This window comes from Ruegeria sp. AB5, from assembly GCF_056542645.1.
The window spans coordinates 1-16,951 of record NZ_JBQGAE010000017.1; the positions used below are offsets into that span (position 1 = coordinate 1).

Annotated in this window: 18 protein-coding genes and 1 tRNA gene; 9 read left to right on the plus strand and 10 right to left on the minus strand. The window is 57.9% G+C overall.

Annotation, left to right across the window (positions count from 1 at the left end):
* Positions 1-137: 137 nt before the first annotated feature.
* Positions 138-1,235, minus strand: a complete 1,098-nt coding sequence (gene ychF, locus ACR0L4_RS20285; protein WP_480514828.1) for a redox-regulated ATPase YchF — start codon at positions 1,233-1,235, stop codon at positions 138-140.
* 200 nt (positions 1,236-1,435) lie between these two features.
* Between ychF and ACR0L4_RS20290 the strand changes: the two genes are divergently transcribed.
* From ACR0L4_RS20290 to hmuQ, 8 genes are all read left to right on the plus strand, one after another.
* A complete protein-coding gene (locus ACR0L4_RS20290) occupies positions 1,436-1,924 on the plus strand; it encodes an acyloxyacyl hydrolase (protein WP_480514829.1) in 489 nt (162 codons plus the stop codon).
* 79 nt (positions 1,925-2,003) lie between these two features.
* Complete coding sequence (gene trpA / locus ACR0L4_RS20295) at positions 2,004-2,795, plus strand: tryptophan synthase subunit alpha (protein ID WP_480514830.1); 792 nt, start codon at positions 2,004-2,006, stop codon at positions 2,793-2,795.
* Positions 2,796-2,929: 134 nt separating this feature from the next.
* The gene (locus ACR0L4_RS20300) at positions 2,930-4,096 is read left to right on the plus strand and encodes an alpha-hydroxy acid oxidase (protein ID WP_480514831.1); all 1,167 of its coding nucleotides are present in this window, start codon (positions 2,930-2,932) and stop codon (positions 4,094-4,096) included.
* A 244-nt stretch (positions 4,097-4,340) separates the two neighbouring features.
* A complete protein-coding gene (locus tag ACR0L4_RS20305; RefSeq protein ID WP_170753969.1) occupies positions 4,341-4,994 on the plus strand; it encodes a 50S ribosomal protein L25/general stress protein Ctc in 654 nt (217 codons plus the stop codon).
* Positions 4,995-5,133: 139 nt separating this feature from the next.
* Complete coding sequence (pth, locus tag ACR0L4_RS20310) at positions 5,134-5,817, plus strand: aminoacyl-tRNA hydrolase (protein ID WP_480514832.1); 684 nt, start codon at positions 5,134-5,136, stop codon at positions 5,815-5,817.
* A gap of 80 nt (positions 5,818-5,897) precedes the next feature.
* Entirely contained in the window at positions 5,898-7,061 is a 1,164-nt protein-coding gene (locus ACR0L4_RS20315) for a serine hydrolase domain-containing protein (RefSeq protein WP_480514833.1), read from the plus strand.
* A 9-nt stretch (positions 7,062-7,070) separates the two neighbouring features.
* On the plus strand, positions 7,071-7,448 hold the full coding sequence (locus tag ACR0L4_RS20320) for a DUF2237 family protein (RefSeq protein WP_480514834.1): 378 nt from the start codon (positions 7,071-7,073) through the stop codon (positions 7,446-7,448).
* Positions 7,449-7,532: 84 nt separating this feature from the next.
* Positions 7,533-7,853, plus strand: coding sequence for a heme-degrading protein HmuQ (gene hmuQ / locus ACR0L4_RS20325; protein WP_480514835.1), 321 nt, complete (start codon positions 7,533-7,535; stop codon positions 7,851-7,853).
* Between the two features lie 52 nt (positions 7,854-7,905).
* Here hmuQ and ACR0L4_RS20330 read toward each other — a convergent pair whose 3' ends face one another.
* From ACR0L4_RS20330 to rpsA, 7 genes are all read right to left on the minus strand, one after another.
* Positions 7,906-9,051, minus strand: a complete 1,146-nt coding sequence (locus ACR0L4_RS20330) for a slipin family protein (protein ID WP_170753973.1) — start codon at positions 9,049-9,051, stop codon at positions 7,906-7,908.
* Between the two features lie 399 nt (positions 9,052-9,450).
* Positions 9,451-9,523, minus strand: a tRNA-Arg gene (locus ACR0L4_RS20335).
* A gap of 367 nt (positions 9,524-9,890) precedes the next feature.
* Positions 9,891-11,138 (minus strand): tryptophan synthase subunit beta, encoded by a 1,248-nt coding sequence (gene trpB, locus ACR0L4_RS20340; protein WP_480514836.1) that lies wholly within the window; start codon positions 11,136-11,138, stop codon positions 9,891-9,893.
* Positions 11,139-11,230: 92 nt separating this feature from the next.
* On the minus strand, positions 11,231-11,881 hold the full coding sequence (locus tag ACR0L4_RS20345) for a phosphoribosylanthranilate isomerase (RefSeq protein ID WP_480514837.1): 651 nt from the start codon (positions 11,879-11,881) through the stop codon (positions 11,231-11,233).
* 9 nt (positions 11,882-11,890) lie between these two features.
* Positions 11,891-12,241 (minus strand): LapA family protein, encoded by a 351-nt coding sequence (locus ACR0L4_RS20350; RefSeq protein ID WP_170754074.1) that lies wholly within the window; start codon positions 12,239-12,241, stop codon positions 11,891-11,893.
* Between the two features lie 7 nt (positions 12,242-12,248).
* Positions 12,249-12,533 carry an integration host factor subunit beta gene (gene ihfB / locus ACR0L4_RS20355; RefSeq protein ID WP_050603110.1) on the minus strand — a complete coding sequence of 95 codons (285 nt, stop codon included), beginning with the start codon at positions 12,531-12,533 and terminating at the stop codon, positions 12,249-12,251.
* 269 nt (positions 12,534-12,802) lie between these two features.
* Positions 12,803-14,479: a 30S ribosomal protein S1 gene (gene rpsA, locus ACR0L4_RS20360; RefSeq protein WP_480514838.1), complete on the minus strand. Its 1,677-nt coding sequence runs from the start codon at positions 14,477-14,479 to the stop codon at positions 12,803-12,805.
* Between the two features lie 351 nt (positions 14,480-14,830).
* On the opposite strand from rpsA, the gene ACR0L4_RS20365 reads away from it, so the two are divergent.
* Entirely contained in the window at positions 14,831-15,238 is a 408-nt protein-coding gene (locus tag ACR0L4_RS20365) for a hypothetical protein (protein ID WP_480514839.1), read from the plus strand.
* A 15-nt stretch (positions 15,239-15,253) separates the two neighbouring features.
* On the opposite strand, the gene ACR0L4_RS20370 is transcribed toward ACR0L4_RS20365, so the two are convergent.
* Both ACR0L4_RS20370 and ACR0L4_RS20375 read right to left on the minus strand, forming a co-directional pair.
* Positions 15,254-15,778 carry a hypothetical protein gene (locus ACR0L4_RS20370; protein ID WP_480514840.1) on the minus strand — a complete coding sequence of 175 codons (525 nt, stop codon included), beginning with the start codon at positions 15,776-15,778 and terminating at the stop codon, positions 15,254-15,256.
* Between the two features lie 544 nt (positions 15,779-16,322).
* Positions 16,323-16,946, minus strand: coding sequence for a (d)CMP kinase (locus tag ACR0L4_RS20375; RefSeq protein WP_480514841.1), 624 nt, complete (start codon positions 16,944-16,946; stop codon positions 16,323-16,325).
* Positions 16,947-16,951 lie beyond the last annotated feature (5 nt).

The window sequence follows — 16,951 nt, forward strand, 5'->3', positions numbered from 1 at the left end:
GCGAAGAGAAGCGTGACCCGGATGAGCGACAGTGATCCGATACAATGAAAGAAAACGAGCTTGACCCAAACACCCAATTGGAGAAACGGACCCTGTCTACACACACCTCGATTTTCAACACATCAATCGCAATACACTCACGTGTTAAACAAAAAGTGCATCACATCGCCATCCTTCACGATGTAGCCCTTGCCTTCAGCCCGCATCTTGCCCGCCTCTTTCGCCCCCTGCTCGCCATTGGCGGCGATATAATCGTCATAGGCGATGGTCTCAGCCCGGATGAAGCCTTTTTCGAAATCGCCATGGATCACGCCAGCAGCCTGCGGCGCGGCGGTGCCGGTGCGGATGGTCCAGGCGCGGGCCTCTTTCGGGCCGACGGTGAAATAGGTTTCCAGCTTCAACAGATCGTAACCTGCGCGGATCAAACGGTCGAGGCCGGGCTCTTCCAGCCCCATTTCCTCGAGGAACATCTGCGCTTCGTCCTCTTCCAGCAGGCTGATCTCTTCTTCGATCTTGGCGCTGATGATGACGTGCGAGTTGCCTTGCGCTGCGGCCATTTCGGCCACACGGGCGGAATACTCATTGCCCTCGGCAGCCTCTTCTTCCGAGACGTTGCAGACATAAAGCACCGGCTTGGTGGTCAGCAGTTGCAGCATCTTCCATGCCTTGGCGTCTTCTTCGCTGACCTCGACCAGACGCGCGGGCTTGCCGTTTTCCAGCATCGCCTGCGCTTCGGCCAACAAGCGTTCCTGCTGCTGCGCCTCTTTGTCGTTGCCCTTCAGCTTGCGCACCAGATTGGCGCGGCGCTTTTCGATGCTTTCCAGATCGGCCAGCATCAGCTCGGTCTCAATCGTATCGGCATCGGCCACCGGATCGACCCGGCCATCCACGTGCGTGACGTCACCGTCTTCGAAACAGCGCAGCACATGGGCGATGGCGTCGGTCTCGCGGATATTGGCCAGAAACTGGTTACCCAACCCTTCGCCCTTGGATGCGCCTTTGACCAGCCCGGCGATGTCGACAAAGGTCATTCGCGTCGGAATGACCTGCTTGGACAATGCTATCGCCGCAAGCTTGTCCAGCCGATCATCAGGAACGGCCACGTCGCCTACATTGGGCTCGATGGTGCAGAACGGGAAATTTGCGGCCTGCGCGGCTGCGGTTTTGGTCAGCGCATTGAAGAGGGTCGACTTGCCCACATTCGGCAAACCCACGATTCCCATTTTAAAGCCCATGACGGTCTCCTGATGCCATTCGCGGCTGCTTCTAGGCGCGTCGGGGTAAATGCGCAAGCCAATGCGGGCAAAGCGACAAGCCTGCACAACAGCGGCTTTTCACGAGATTATGCCAACATCGTGAAACGGCGTGCGTTGAAAATGGGGCTTAGCAGTAAGCACTTGGTTCGCACAAAAGACAACAACACGACTGCAATCTGATGCATAAATCCCTTGTTCTCATTGCCACGCAGGTCCTTGCTGCCACCACAGCCCAAGCCCAATCCATCATTCCGGGAGCCGGATTTGCGGATTTCTCGGACAACGCGTCCGCGGATCAGGCTATCTTTGCGCTGGAGTATCAGCACCGTCCGTTCCACCAATCCCGGCGGTTCAGCGCCACCTGGGGGGCAGCGCTATCCGTTGACGAAGACGGAGATTCCCATTTCGGTGCGGGCCTTGTTGGTGTCTATTCGCTGAACGAGCGCTGGTTCGTCGAGGCAAGCGTCATGCCGGGTATCTTCTCCGAGTCCAACGCGTTGAACGATCTGGGCGGCAGCTTTCAGATCCGCAGCCTTCTGGCGCTGGGATTTACGCTGGACAGTGGCAACAAAACTTCGCTTGCAGTCACTCATAAATCCAATGCCAGCACGCAGGAAGAAAACCCCGGCGTCAATGCGGTGCTCTTTCGCTATCACTTCGCGTTCTGAGGCTTTCGTCGCGCGGTGGGATTGATTTTCGGCGAAAGTTTCTGCACATCAGGTCCAGACCCGACTGCAAGGACATCCAATGACCCGTATCGACGCCAAGTTCGCCGCCCTGAAAGCCGAGGGGAAGAAGGCCTTTGTCGCCTATGTGATGGCGGGCGATCCCGACTATGAGACCTCGCTGGAGGTCGTAAAGGGACTGCCGGGTGCAGGTGTGGATGTCATTGAACTTGGCCTGCCCTTTACCGACCCGATGGCGGACGGGCCTACGATCCAGCTCGCAGGTCAACGTGCGCTGGATGGGGGTATGACCTTGCAGCGCACTCTGGATTTGGCGCGGGCCTTTCGTGAAACCGATGACACGACGCCAATCGTGTTGATGGGGTACTACAACCCGATCTACAACCGGGGGGTCGAGACATTCCTGACGGATGCCAAGGCGGCGGGAATTGACGGGCTGATCGTTGTCGATCTGCCGCCGGAAGAAGATGAGGAACTGTGCTTGCCAGCGCAGGCTGCGGGCTTGAATTTCATCCGCCTTGCGACGCCAACGACCGACGACAAGCGCCTGCCGCGCGTGCTGCAGAACACGTCGGGCTTTGTCTACTACGTCTCGATTACCGGGATCACCGGAGCCGCCGAAGCACAGGCGACCAATGTCGGCCCCGAAGTCGCTCGGATCAAATCGGCAACCGACCTACCCGTGATCGTCGGCTTTGGCATAAACACGCCCGAGAAGTCGCAAGCCATCGCCTCGGTCGCGGATGGCGCAGTTGTCGGGTCGGCCATTGTCAGCCAGATCGGCGCGGGCAAGCCAGTGGCCGAAGTGTTGGATTTCGTGAAATCCTTATCTGACGGCGCTCATTCGGCATAAGTCCCGATCATCGGGATCGTTTTTGAAACGCGGTTGGCCCGGAACGCCCGCGTTTTTTGTTATCGGGACAGCGTTGCGAAACCGTCCTTGCGCCGGTTACACAGTGCGGGACAACTGAACGAAGGTTTCCGGACATGCCCGTGATTACGACGATTGAAGACCTGCGGCAGATCTACGAACGACGTGTGCCGCGCATGTTCTACGACTACGCCGAAAGCGGCAGTTGGACCGAGCAGACCTTTCGTGAAAACAGCACCGACTTTGAAAAAATCCGCCTTAGACAACGGGTGGCCGTGGATATGTCAGGCCGCTCGACCACGTCTCAGATGATTGGTGAGGATGTCACGTTGCCGGTTGCGCTGGCCCCTGTTGGGCTGACAGGCATGCAGCACGCCGACGGCGAGATGAAAGCTGCCAAGGCCGCAGAAGAGTTCGGTGTGCCGTTCACCCTCTCGACCATGTCCATCAACTCGATCGAGGATGTGGCCGCGCACACCAGCAAACCCTTCTGGTTTCAGCTCTACACCATGAAGGATCAAGACTATGTCAGCCGTCTGATCCAGCGCGCCAAAGAGGCCAAATGTTCGGCGCTGGTGATTACGCTGGATCTGCAAATTCTGGGTCAACGCCACAAAGACCTGAAAAACGGCCTGTCCGCGCCGCCGAAGCTGACAGCAAAAACCATCGCCAACCTGATGACCAAGTGGTCCTGGGGGCTTGAGATGCTGAGGGCAAAACGTCGTGAATTCGGCAATATCGTTGGCCATGTCGAAGGCATTTCCGACGCGTCATCTCTGGGCGCATGGACCGCTGAGCAATTCGACCCCAGCCTTGATTGGAAAAAGGTCGAAAGATTGATGGAACAATGGGGCGGCAAGGTGATCCTGAAAGGCATACTCGACGTCGAGGATGCCAGAATGGCCGCCAAACTGGGCGCAGACGCAATCGTTGTGTCGAACCACGGCGGTCGTCAACTGGACGGCGCGCTCAGTTCGATCCGTATGCTGCCCGAAATCATGGATGCGGTGGGCGGAGATGTCGAGGTTCATCTGGACAGCGGCATCCGCTCTGGCCAGGACGTCCTGAAGGCCTTGGCGCTTGGGGCCAAAGGGACCTATATCGGCCGCGCCTTTGTTTATGGTCTGGGTGCAATGGGGCAAAAGGGCGTGGCGACGGCGCTGGATGTCATTCAAAGAGAACTCGACACCACAATGGCTTTGTGCGGCGAGCGCAAGATCGCTGATCTGGGGCGCCACAACCTTCTGGTGCCTGAGGATTTCGGCGGGCGGTGGCAAAACTGACGGAAAAAACGGGGGCCCTGCCCCCGCCGCCCTTTGGGCGCCTCCCCCAGGATATTTGCGGCCAGATGAAGCATGGGATCCTTCATTCATCTGGCTAAAAATATCCCGGAGCGCGAGGCAGAGCCTCGCAAAGTGGCAATCTGCCAAAAACTCCTTTCCAAACCCAATGAATCGATATAAGGACGCGGCTTCACGCGGGCATACAGCCTTGGAGGATGCCCGCCCTAACTTTGGAGAATATATCATGGCTGGTGAGATTCCTGATCTCGTAGCTCTGGAACGGACGGGGACAGGCAAGGGCGCCGCTCGTCAGGCACGCCGCGACGGCATGGTTCCGGGCATTGTTTTTGGTGGCGACAAAGAACCGCTACCCATTCAGATCCCGTTCAACGTTCTGTTCAAGCGCCTGAAAGCAGGCCGGTTCAAGTCGACCCTGTGGAACCTGAAGGTTGACGGCCACGAAGACGTTCGCGTCATCTGCCGCGACGTTCAGCGTGACGTCGTCAAAGATCTTCCGACCCACCTGGACCTGATGCGCCTGCGTCGGACCACCAAGATCGCTCTGTTCATCCCGGTAGAGTTCATCAACGAAGAAGAAGCCCCCGGCATCAAAAAAGGCGGCGTTCTGACTGTTGTTCGCCCGGAAGTCGAATTGATGTGTACCGCTGGCGACATTCCCGAGAAGATCACCGTTGATCTGACCGGCATGGAGATCAACGACGTTGTCACCATCTCGTCGGTTGACCTGCCCGCAGGGACCAAGCCGACCATCGACCGTGATTTCGTGATCGCCAACGTATCGGCACCGACAGGTCTGTCGACCAGCGACGATGAAGACGGCGAAGAAGTGGCTGCGGACGAAGTTGAAGTCGTCGGCCAGGAAGAAGCCGAAGAATAAGTCCGAGTTCAGTTTTTTGGACTGATGCGACGGGGCCCACGATTGGGCCCCGTTTTCTTTTGGTATCGGGCTGGAAAGCGGGTGGCCTTTCGTGCCATCAACCCATTGCGTTGGATGCGTGCTGTACAAGGACATGAGAATGAAACTGTTTGTCGGATTGGGGAATCCCGGGTCGAAATATGCCCGCAACCGGCACAACATCGGGTTCATGGCTGTGGACCGGATTGCCGACGATCACGGCTTTGGCCCCTGGAAAACCAAGTTCCAGGCCGAGGTCGCCGAAGGGCGCCTGGGGTGTCAGAAAGTTCTGCTGATCAAACCACAAACGTTCATGAACCGTTCGGGTCAATCCGTGGGTGAAGCAATGCGGTTTTACAAACTCGACTCGACAGACGTCATCGTCTTCCACGACGAGTTGGACCTCGCCCCCGGAAAGGTACGTGTCAAGGCGGGCGGTGGTCATGCCGGACACAATGGTCTGCGTTCGATCCATGAACATATCAGCCCCGCCTACGACCGGGTCAGGCTTGGAATCGGTCATCCGGGACGGAAAGAGATGGTCTCTCCGTATGTCCTTGGTGATTTTGCCAAAACCGAGGCCGAATGGCTGGACGATGTGCTGCGCGGCGTCTCTGAGGGTGCCGGGCATCTTGCAGATGGCGACAACGGTAAATTCATGAACGCCGTCGCATTGCGGACAGCGCCGCCCCGATCATCAAAATCACCGGATGCAACGCAACCGGCCTCACAACCAGCCGCCAGATCCGAGCCTGAACCCGACAATCGGTCGGCCATGCAAAAGCTGTTGGACAAGTTCAAATAAACCTCGCGCTGCGTGCCGTAGGGTCTTGATTGCGGATCGCGCCATCACACGCTCAAATGCCGCTCAAGAGGGAGGCATCGATGAAGAAACTGCTTAAATGGGTCCTGCGGATCACTCTGGCGCTGGTGCTGGCCGCGGTGGTTGTCGGTTTTTGGAAACGGGAAGAATTACAGCGTCTGATGGCGGTGAATTCCCTGTTCTCGGCCGAAAAGATCGTTCACAACTTTTCGCATATGGATGAGGCCTTCCTGACCGCCAATCTGTCCCGCGGCAACGGACCTACATGGGAGCTGCCCTACGGACCCGGCTTTGACCTGCCGGACGGAACAGATGCCTGGATCGAAGACCGCGCCGTGACATCTCTGCTGGTGATGCAGGACGGGCAGATCCGTTTCGAGGAATACTATCTTGGCACAGGCCCCGACGACCGGCGGATTTCATGGTCGGTTGCCAAAAGCTATCTCTCGGCCCTGTTTGGGATTTTGCTGGACGAAGGTGCCATTGCCTCGTTGGAAGATCCCGTGGTGAAATACGCGCCAAACCTGACCGGCAGCGCCTATGAGGCGACCTCAATCCGCAACGTTCTGAATATGGCCAGTGGGGTGACGTTCAACGAGGACTACTTTGACCCCAAGTCCGACATCAACAGGATGGGCCGTGTTGTCGCTCTGGGTGGGGAACTGGATGACTTCACCATCGCATTGCAGGACAGTTTCACCCAGCCCGGCGAAACCTGGCAGTATGTGTCGATCGACACCCATGTCATCGGAATGGTCATCCGAGGTGCCACCGGGCGCAGCGTTACAGAATTGATGACCGAAAAGATCGTTCAGCCTTTGGGGTTGGAGCGCGACGGATACTATATCACCGATGGGGCTGGCGTGGCCTTTGTGTTGGGCGGTCTGAATTTTACCACCCGCGATTTCGCGCGTTTCGGTCAGATGATCCTTCAGGATGGAAAACACGATGGCAAAGAACTGGTCCCCGCAGACTGGATCAAGGAATCGACATGGCCCAGTGCCCCAACAGAGCCGGGAAAGATCGGTTATGGCTATCAATGGTGGATACCCGTAGGGGCGCATGAAGGAGAATTCCTGGCTCGAGGCGTCTATGGGCAATATATGTATTTCGACCAACCCCGCGGTGTTCTGATCATGACGACCGGCGCGGATCGCAATTTCCGTGATCCGGGTGTGAACGAACAGAATGTCGAAGTGTTCCGCAGTATTGCCCAAAGCCTGTAAGGTGAGCCTATGCAGAAAGAAGACAGCATCAATGTTCTCGGCGGCGTCCTTGCCCCCTGCTCGCGTGATCCATTGACCGGGTTCTTCCGCGATGGAGCCTGCAACACCTGCGCCGAGGATCAGGGCAGCCACACCGTGTGCGCCATCATGACCGCCGAGTTTCTGGCCTATTCAAAATATGTCGGCAACGATCTGAGCACAGCACGGCCTGAGTTCAACTTTCCAGGCCTGAACCCCGGAGACAGTTGGTGCCTGTGCGCCGGTCGGTTCCTGCAAGCCCATGAAGAAGGCTGTGCGCCCAAGGTTCATCTGGCCGCCACCCACCAGCGCGCGTTGGAAATTGTCCCGCTGGAAGTTCTGCAACGCCATGCAGCCCGCGCGAATTGACGGCGACCGCGCAAAACACTTTTTGTCAACGGCCAGCCGACATTGCATTTCGCCAGCCTGCATCACGATCAATTGGAGACCGTCTTGAGCTTCATTGCAATGAACCGCTTTCAAGTCTGCCTGGGCAGCGAAGCCGAGTTTGAAACCGTCTGGAAAGAGCGTCAAAGCCGCCTGAGCGAAGTGTCCGGCTTTCGCGAGTTCAGGTTGCTCAAGGGTCCCGAAGGAGATGGCTATCGCCTCTACTCCAGCCATGTGGTCTGGGACAGCCGTGCGGACTTTGAGGCCTGGACCAAGTCCCGCCAGTTCCGTGATGCGCACAAGAATGCGGGCAAAGGCAAAACGCAGTATGCGCTGATGGGTCCACCCCAGTTCGAAGGGTTCGAAACCGTTCTGCACGAAGACTAAAAAATGGGCCGACCCGGATGGTCACCGGATCGGCCCTTTGCTTTTCGCGGCGCTACTCCCGCAGTTTCACAAGGTCAGACATCAGACCCTCGGTCCCGTTGTGGACCGTCAGCCGCTCAACCTTGCCCGCGATGGTTTCCAGAGCTTCCAGCTCTTTCAGCCGCAGCATGACCGGGTTTTCCGCCATCACCTTTGCGGTGTTCAGCAGAGACCGCGTGGCGTTGGTTTCTTCCCTCCGCCGGATGACGTTGGCCTCAGCCTGTTTCTCGGCGGCGACCACGGCGGTCAGGATTTCCCGCATCTCGCCGGGCAGGATCACGTCTTTCAGTGCGATCTCACCGACTTCGATACCGATCCCGGCCATTTGCGTCCGCACCCGATCGGCGGCCTCGGTGTCGACAGTCACCTTCTCGGCCAGCAGCCGGTCAAGTGTCATCGCGCCAAGGGTCTTCCGGAACGCCAGTTGCAGCGCCCGGTGCAGGGCCTGATCGAAATCCTTGACCGCCCCCATCGCCTTGACCGGATCGACAACCCGGTAATCGGCGCTGAGGTTGACCCGGATGGTCACCCGGTCCTTGGTCAGGATCTCTTGACCCGTCACCTCATGGGTCCGTTGCCGCAGGTCGATCTGCTTGACCTCGAGGTTCCGGCCCACTTTCCAGAAGGCATGAGCGCCAGGGTTCAGCTGATCCACCAGCACGCCATCCACACTCAACAGACCGACATGCCCTTCGGCAATCTCAACCTGTGTCAGGCTCAGCCGCAGCCCGGCCCGGACCAGCCGCTGAGCGAGCGCCTTGGGCACAACCATGGTCTCAGTCAGCGCATGGTTTTCGACCTGCCAGGGGCCTGCCGCTTTCCAGGCAAGTGCCCGTGCTTCGGGGTTCAGTACCCGAACCGGGACGCCATCCCGCAGCAGAACCAGAATTTCATCAGGTTCGGCCCGAAACTCGGTCAGATGCGCGCTGGCCAGTTCAGGCCGGTTCTGCATCAGCGCCCGCTCATAGGGCGACACGAAAAAGAGGGTCTCCAGATCGTGCAATTCGGTCAGCACATCCTTGCGCGGCAGCCGGTGTTTCCCGGCCCCCAGGATTGCATCAAACACCCCATTGCGCAGGACCAGCATCCGCTGGGTCTCGGTCAGGGTCAGCCGCCGGTGGCCGGTCAGCCGGTCCATCAGATCTTGGAACAGTGTCATTTCATATCTCCTTTTCGTCTCGCTCTATCGTCGTCGCAAAAGCGAACTCCTTTTCATGTTTTCAGTGAGTTGCACCCCGGTTGGGTGACAGGTGTGAGGCCTTCGGATGAAGGCGGGAAAGACCCGAGTATCCCCCGCGCCATGCCCCTGTACGGGAGGGTCAGAGAGAGGGGCGCAGGACCGATGCGCCGCCTTCCCCTTTGGGGCTAGGCGGGGCGCCGATCCGGCGACACCGTCATCCGTCCTCCGGCCCAAGGCCAGAGCAGCGAAGGCCCCTGCCCCGCCCGGCCAAAGCCTGACGTTGCGCGGTGCCGCCCCTGCTGGCGAACACCCGGACCCATATGTTTTGGACCGTTTTCACGGGCCGGCGTTGAAGGCCGGTGCTGACCTAACAGCGTTTGTCAAATGACGGGATTCGAACCCGCAACACATCGATTCGCAGTCGATTACTCTACCATTGAGCTACATTTGCGGCTTTGGAAGGGATCGAACCTTCGCTCACAGAACCTGAATCTGTTGCTCTATCCAGCTGAGCTACAAAGCATGTACCAATCCCCGGTTTCGGCCCTGGCATACGGTTTCGGCAGCGCCGTCCGCACCGAGAGAGTGATCACCTCTGCCCGCTAGGGTCCGGCCCGTCGTGACCGGTAACGGCGGGTTTAGGCGAAGCGGCTGGATTCGCTCAATAAATTTCTGAGGTTCAGAAACGCAACTGTGGCGATCACGCAACAAAATTACCCAGTTGCGCAACATTCGAAAAGCCACAGGCCCAAAACAAAAGCGGCACACCGTTAAAAGGCGCGCCGCACTTGTCAGAAATTTCAAATTTTATCGCATGGTCAATCGGCGCTGCGGCCTTCGGTATCCGACATGTCGAAGTTCAGATATTTCGCCACGGTCTGCACGTCCTTGTCACCACGTCCGCACATGTTCATGCAGATCAAGTGGTCCTTGGGCAGCTCCGGCGCGATCTTCATCACATGCGCCAGCGCGTGGCTGGGCTCTAGCGCCGGGATGATGCCTTCGGTGGCGCAGCACAGCTGGAACGCCTCAAGCGCCTCTTTGTCGGTGATCGAGACATATTGCGCGCGGCCGATATCGTTCAGCCACGAATGTTCGGGGCCGATGCCCGGGTAATCCAGACCCGCCGAGATCGAATAGCCCTCAAGAATTTGACCGTCATCATCCTGCAGCAGATAGGTGCGATTGCCATGCAGAACACCGGGGCGTCCGCCGGTGAGCGAGGCGCAATGTTCCATCTTTTCGTTCACACCCTTACCACCGGCCTCAACACCGATGATGTTGACGGATTTGTCGTCAAGGAACGGGTAGAACAGACCCATCGCGTTCGATCCACCACCGATGGCGGCGATGATCGTGTCGGGCAAACGGCCCTCGGCCTTGTGCATCTGTTCCTTGGCTTCCTTGCCGATGATCGACTGAAAATCGCGCACCATCGCCGGGTACGGGTGTGGGCCAGCCACGGTGCCAATGCAATAGAACGTATCGCGCACGTTGGTCACCCAGTCGCGCAGCGCGTCGTTCATCGCATCTTTCAGGGTGCCACGGCCCGACGTCACAGGGATGACCTCGGCCCCAAGCAGGCGCATGCGGAATACGTTCGGGGCCTGACGCTGCACGTCATGCGCGCCCATATAGACCACGCATTTCAAACCGAACTTGGCGCAGACGGTGGCAGTGGCCACGCCATGCTGCCCTGCCCCGGTTTCCGCGATGATGCGGGTCTTGCACATGCGCCGCGCCAGAATGATCTGGCCCAGCACGTTGTTGATCTTATGCGCGCCGGTATGGTTCAACTCATCGCGTTTGAGATAGATCTTGGCACCACCCAGATGCTCGGTCAGGCGCTCCGCGTAATACAGCGGCGAGGGGCGTCCGACATAGTTGGCCCACAGATCATCCATCTCGGCCCAGAAAGAGGCATCATCCTTGGCCTTTTCATATTCCTCTTCCAGCGCCAGGATCAGCGGCATCAGTGTTTCGCTGACAAACCGTCCGCCAAAGATGCCGAAACGGCCCTGTTCATCCGGGCCGGACATGAAGGAATTGAAAAGATCGTTGGCCATGGGTGTCTCCCTCGTCATACCCGTTGTTCATAGGAGGTAGCGGCAGGATTTGCCATGGCAAAACGCACCCAGGTGCCGCCACTTGTGACGTGTCAGCCCGCGTGAACCGCAGCGTCGACAAAGGCCCGGATCAACGCCGCATCCTTGACCCCCGGCGCACTTTCCACGCCTGAGGCCACATCGACCTGACGTGCCCCGGTCATACGGATCGCCTCGGCCACGTTTTCCGGGTTCAACCCACCGGCCAACATCCACGGCTTGCGCCAGTATTTGCGCCCTGCCAACAGGCGCCAATCAAATGCCAGCCCGTTTCCACCTGGCAATACTGCGTTCTTGGGGGCCTTGGCATCGATCAGCAACTGATCGGCAACGTCGCTGTACGTGTCAATCGCAGCCAAATCTTCGGCATCGGCAACACCAATGACTTTCATGACGGGCAAGCCATACCGATCTTTGACGTCCTGCACGCGTTCAACCGTTTCGGCCCCGTGCAATTGCAGCATGTCAAATGGCGCGGTCTGCGTGATACTGTCCAGCAACTCATTCGTCGCATTCACAACCAAAGCCACCTTGGCCACGCCCAACGGAACATGAGACGCCAATTCTGCCGCTTGCATGGCCGAGACATATCGGGGCGACTTGGGAAAAAAGTTAAACCCCAGATATCGCGCACCAGCGTCCACCGCAGCGCGCACGTGATCCGGTGCGGTCAGACCGCAGATTTTGACAGCTACATCAGGCATTGCTTTGGCTCAGCTTGCCTCATCCAGAATGGCGAGAACCTCGTCCTTGCCTTCATTCTGCTTTTTCTTGAGCTTCTTGACCTCACGCTCAAGCTTGCGCACTTCGCCTTTCTTTACTGTCGCGTCGCGGCGATGCTTGTGCTCGCGCAGCCATTCCCACAGGAACCCGATGATCAGGCCAGCCACAACCCCGCCCAAAACCACCAGAAACAGCGGCAATGTGGCCGTCAGGTTGAAGCCCAACAGTTCGGCAACTGGATCCGGCATCAGCTTGAGTTCAACCGATTGAATATTGGCCAGAGAAATCGAGATCAGGATAATCCCGAGAGTCCCAAGAAAAGCGTATCGAAGGTAGCGCATCATGGGTTCAGGCTTTACCGTTCAATCGGTCCCTTAGCAACTTGCCTGTTTTAAAAAACGGTACACATTTTTCTTCGACCTGCACGGTCTCGCCAGTACGCGGGTTTCGACCCACACGGGCGTCGCGCTTTTTCACCGAAAACGCGCCAAAACCGCGCAGCTCAACCCGGTCACCCCGGGCCATAGCGTCTGTCACTTCCTCAAAGACGGTATTCACAATCCGCTCGACGTCGCGTTGATAGAGATGCGGGTTTTCGTCGGCAATTTTCTGAATCAATTCTGAACGGATCATTCGCTATACCCTCCCAGGCGGACGATGTGACAGGTCTACTGTTCTGACAGTATAGGAAAAAACCCGGATCGGGGGAACGGAGTCTCTGCGGGCAAAGTCGGCATTTTAGGGCAATCTCAGGTGAAATTTTAGCCGAAGACCGGATTTGTACACTTCAAGCGCGAATGAACTCAAATCAAGCCGGTTGTTTGGAAGACGTTGATTCGCAACAAAAACGGCCCCGCACGAATGTGCGAGGCCGAAATTCAAGCTAGCGATGTGTCGCGGGCTTAGTCGCCCGACTTCAACGCTGCACCCAGGATATCGCCCAGCGATGCGCCCGAGTCGGAGGAACCGTACTGTTCCACGGCCTCTTTCTCTTCGGCGATCTCGCGTGCCTTGATCGACAGGCCCAGACGACGGGTCTTGCTGTCGACATTGGTGACGCGAACGTCGACCTTGTCACCGGTCGAGAAACGCTCGGGACGCTGCTCGGCACGATCACGCGACAGGTCCGAACGACGGATGAACGACTTCATGCCTTCGTATTCGACTTCAATGCCGCCATCTTCGATCGCGGTGACTTCGACGGTGATGACCGAGCCACGCTTCACGCCGCCCACGGCTTCGGCGAACTTGTCACCGCCCAGGGCTTTGATCGACAGCGAGATACGCTCTTTTTCGACATCAACTTCCGAGACAACGGCCGAAACCATATCGCCTTTGCGGTAGTTCTGGATCGCATCCTCGCCACGCTCGTCCCAGGACAGGTCCGACAGGTGAACCATGCCGTCGATGTCGCCTTCGAGGCCAATGAACAGTCCGAATTCGGTGATGTTCTTGACTTCACCCTCGACCTCGGTGCCCTCGGGGTGTGTTTCTGCAAACACTTCCCATGGGTTGCGCTGGGTCTGCTTCAGGCCCAGAGACACGCGGCGCTTGGCGCCGTCGATTTCCAGAACCATGACATCGACTTCCTGGCTGGTCGAAACGATCTTGCCGGGGTGGACGTTTTTCTTGGTCCAGGACATCTCGGACACGTGCACCAGACCTTCGACACCGGCTTCCAGCTCGACGAACGCGCCGTAGTCGGTGATGTTGGTGACGCGACCCTGATGAACCGAGCCCAGCGGGTACTTGGCAGCAACCAGATCCCACGGATCTTCCTGCAGCTGCTTCATGCCCAGGCTGATGCGGTGGGTTTCTTTGTTGATCTTGATGACCTGAACCTTGATGGTTTCGCCAATCGTCAGGATCTCGGACGGGTGGTTCACACGGCGCCATGCCATGTCGGTGACGTGCAGCAGGCCGTCAACGCCGCCCAGGTCAACAAACGCACCGTATTCGGTGATGTTCTTGACGACGCCTTCGACGGTCTGACCTTCGGTCAGGTTGCCGATGACTTCAGCGCGCTGTTCGGCACGCGATTCTTCCAGGATTGCGCGGCGCGACACAACGATGTTGCCACGGCGGCGGTCCATTTTCAGAATCTGGAACGGCTGCTTCAGACCCATCAGAGGGCCAGCGTCGCGCACGGGGCGGACGTCAACCTGCGAGCCGGGCAGGAACGCTACTGCGCCACCCAGATCGACGGTGAAGCCACCTTTGACGCGACCAAAGATTGCACCTTCGACGCGCTGGTCGTCGGCATATGCTTTTTCCAGACGGTCCCATGCCTCTTCACGGCGGGCCATCTCGCGTGAGATGACAGCTTCGCCACGGGCGTTTTCTGCGGCGCGCAGGTAGACTTCGACCTCGTCACCAACAGCGATTTCAGGGGCTTCGCCAGGATTTGCGAATTCTTTCAGATCAACGCGGCCTTCCATTTTATAGCCGACGTCGATGATGGCTTGGCCGGCTTCGATCGCCAGAACCTTACCTTTGACAACAGAACCCTCTTCGGGCGTGTCCATTTCGAAGCTTTCGTTCAGGAGGGCTTCGAATTCCTCCATGGATGTATTAGCCATGTGGCGTTGTTTTCCTTTACAGTACGTTTTTGCTGGCCGAGCGGTTGTCTCCGCCGGTCTTGTTTCATGATGTCCACAGGCGTGATCCGGAACGCATCTGACTACACAAACACAAAGGGCCGAGGTGACCCGGCCCTGCTCAGATACGTCATCCGGACGTTAACCGCCCTTGTTGAGACGCGTGCTCTATAACGGTTTGGCTTCGGACCCGCAAGTCGAAAGCGCCTTGGCGCAGATTCCAGACAAAACCACTGATGTCACATTCCGTTGATATACCGGGGGCGTCTGTTGCGTCCCTGATGCTAAAGCGGCACCAGTGTGCTCGGACGCAGAAACAAGAGGTGTCAGACTTTGGAAGAGTTTAACCTGATCGTTGCACAGCAGCCCCAGTGGGTTCAGATCTGGATGAACGTCCTGAGCTTTGGCGCGTTCCTTTTGCCGGTCTCTCTACTGATCTGGCGACAGACCCGCCTGACCGCGCTGATCACCGTGATCGGCAGCGGACTTGGGGCTGCAGGTGTTCTGCTGATCTTCAGCCAACTTGGATATGTTCGGTTGATGGGGCTCGGCCATGCCGTGTTCTGGACGCCGCTTGCCTGGTACCTTTGGCGGCAGCAGGCACGCGCAGACATAGCTGAAGCTCCCAGATGGATCATCCGCTTTGTCCTGATGACCATCGTGATTTCTCTGGCCTTCGACTATGCGGACGTTTTGCGCTATCTGCTGGGCGACCGAACGCCAGTATCTGTACCGGTATAGGCACAATCAACAGGCTCAAATCTCTTCCCCTTTCTTCAGCAGTTCATCGATCAGTTCGCGTTGAAGGTTGCCGCTGTCTCCGCCCCCGAACTGCTGCGCCCCGCCTGAATAAAGCGACCCGTAGGTCTTGGCGATATTCACCGTCTGCGCCAGCCCCGAGATCAGTTGATCCTTTTCCAGAGGCGAGAGCGGGTGAATGAACGCAGCCCAGAGCATTCCGTTTGCAATCGCATAGCGCGCATCCAAGGCAGAATCGAAATTGGCCTGCATCATGCGCCGGAGGTCTTCAGTCGACAGGTCCTGGGCATTTCTGATCGGCACCATCGCGCGCATCCGGTCGGCATTGACATCGGTGATCACCAGAACCGGGACGTCCGAAACGGTCAGCTGAAATCCCGGACCGCGCGGTTGCGCCTCGGGATCAAGTGCAAACAGGATTTTGCCAAGCCTTTCATAGTCCATCGGAGGCTCAGCCTCGGGCGCGTCCTGAGCGGCAACACTCCCAGCCAGAAAAATCAGCAATAGGGCTCTTCGGATCATGTCTTCTCTCCAACAGGCTTCGAAACAACCTTAAGCGCCCACAACCTGCGTGACCAAACAAAGCTTGGTGAAGTCCATGCGCTGTCTCATCCAGACACTGGACGACCCGCACGGTTTTCTGGACTGGTTGAGATCGTGTGATCAAAATCTCTGGCGTGGTTTATTTTCGAAGACAGGACTTTTCGCTGATCCAAGTCGAAACACCGAAGAAATCCAAAGGAAGAATCCTGCCCTGCCCCTGATTGCCGCTCTGACTTTTCAGCGGATAAGATCCATGTCTCGAACGATACCCCGACCTGGCGTGCGCATAGCGTCTGTCTGGCTGCTGAACAATCAGGGCAACACGGTTGAAATCTTTCAGACTATTCCGCAACCTGTGACGACGCGTCCCAATGCTTTGCCACCGCCGCCAACCGTGATGTGTTCGAAGCCTACTTCTCCGCGAAACTGCCTTGGCTTGGCGGGCATTCGAAAATCAATGACGATCAATGGACCAACATAAAATGCATCGCTTTGGCGAACTTGAACCGACAGCACCGCAGCACTACCCAAATTCGGGGCGTTTGCTTTCAATGATGGCCAGGGCCTGTGCCAGCGCCGCATCGACACTCAGGTCCGAAGTGTCCAGCAGGACGGAATCGTCCGCCGGTTTCATCGGCGCCGTGCTGCGTTCGGCATCACGCGCGTCGCGTTCGCGGACATCGGCAAGGACCTGATCCCGCGTAACGTCCCCGCCTTTGGCCTCAAGTTCCAGATACCGGCGCTCGGCCCGAACCTCGGGGCTGGCGGTAACGAACAGCTTTACGTCGGCCTGCGGGCAGATCACCGTCCCGATGTCACGTCCATCCAGAACTGCACCACCGGCTCGACGGGCGAAAGCACGCTGAAAGTCTACCAAAGCCGCGCGCACCTCGGGAATAGCAGCCACTTTCGACGCCGCCTGAGCGATCTCTGCGGTGCGCAAATCACCGTGATCCAGTTCCTCAGCCGTCAAGGATTGCGCAGCCTCTATCGCATCCACACCGTTCAATGTGCGCCGTCCGACCGCGCGGTAAAGAAGTCCGGTGTCCAGATGCGCAAACCCGAAATGCGCCGCGACGGCTTTTGAGATTGTTCCTTTCCCGGCCGCTGCCGGGCCATCTATTGCAACGGTAAAGCTGTGCGTCATCGTCC

Coding starts and splice junctions, on each gene's coding strand:
- rpsA (WP_480514838.1), bottom strand. CDS start 14,479: ATGGCTAATACATCCATGGAGGAATTCGAAGCCCTCCTGAACGAAAGC.
- ACR0L4_RS20345 (WP_480514837.1), bottom strand. CDS start 11,881: ATGCCTGATGTAGCTGTCAAAATCTGCGGTCTGACCGCACCGGATCAC.
- ihfB (WP_050603110.1), bottom strand. CDS start 12,533: ATGATCCGTTCAGAATTGATTCAGAAAATTGCCGACGAAAACCCGCAT.
- ACR0L4_RS20350 (WP_170754074.1), bottom strand. CDS start 12,241: ATGCGCTACCTTCGATACGCTTTTCTTGGGACTCTCGGGATTATCCTG.
- pth (WP_480514832.1), top strand. CDS start 5,134: ATGAAACTGTTTGTCGGATTGGGGAATCCCGGGTCGAAATATGCCCGC.
- ACR0L4_RS20330 (WP_170753973.1), bottom strand. CDS start 9,051: ATGACACTGTTCCAAGATCTGATGGACCGGCTGACCGGCCACCGGCGG.
- ACR0L4_RS20370 (WP_480514840.1), bottom strand. CDS start 15,778: ATGATCCGAAGAGCCCTATTGCTGATTTTTCTGGCTGGGAGTGTTGCC.
- trpB (WP_480514836.1), bottom strand. CDS start 11,138: ATGGCCAACGATCTTTTCAATTCCTTCATGTCCGGCCCGGATGAACAG.
- ACR0L4_RS20375 (WP_480514841.1), bottom strand. CDS start 16,946: ATGACGCACAGCTTTACCGTTGCAATAGATGGCCCGGCAGCGGCCGGG.
- ychF (WP_480514828.1), bottom strand. CDS start 1,235: ATGGGCTTTAAAATGGGAATCGTGGGTTTGCCGAATGTGGGCAAGTCG.
- ACR0L4_RS20315 (WP_480514833.1), top strand. CDS start 5,898: ATGAAGAAACTGCTTAAATGGGTCCTGCGGATCACTCTGGCGCTGGTG.
- ACR0L4_RS20290 (WP_480514829.1), top strand. CDS start 1,436: ATGCATAAATCCCTTGTTCTCATTGCCACGCAGGTCCTTGCTGCCACC.
- ACR0L4_RS20320 (WP_480514834.1), top strand. CDS start 7,071: ATGCAGAAAGAAGACAGCATCAATGTTCTCGGCGGCGTCCTTGCCCCC.
- ACR0L4_RS20300 (WP_480514831.1), top strand. CDS start 2,930: ATGCCCGTGATTACGACGATTGAAGACCTGCGGCAGATCTACGAACGA.
- trpA (WP_480514830.1), top strand. CDS start 2,004: ATGACCCGTATCGACGCCAAGTTCGCCGCCCTGAAAGCCGAGGGGAAG.
- ACR0L4_RS20305 (WP_170753969.1), top strand. CDS start 4,341: ATGGCTGGTGAGATTCCTGATCTCGTAGCTCTGGAACGGACGGGGACA.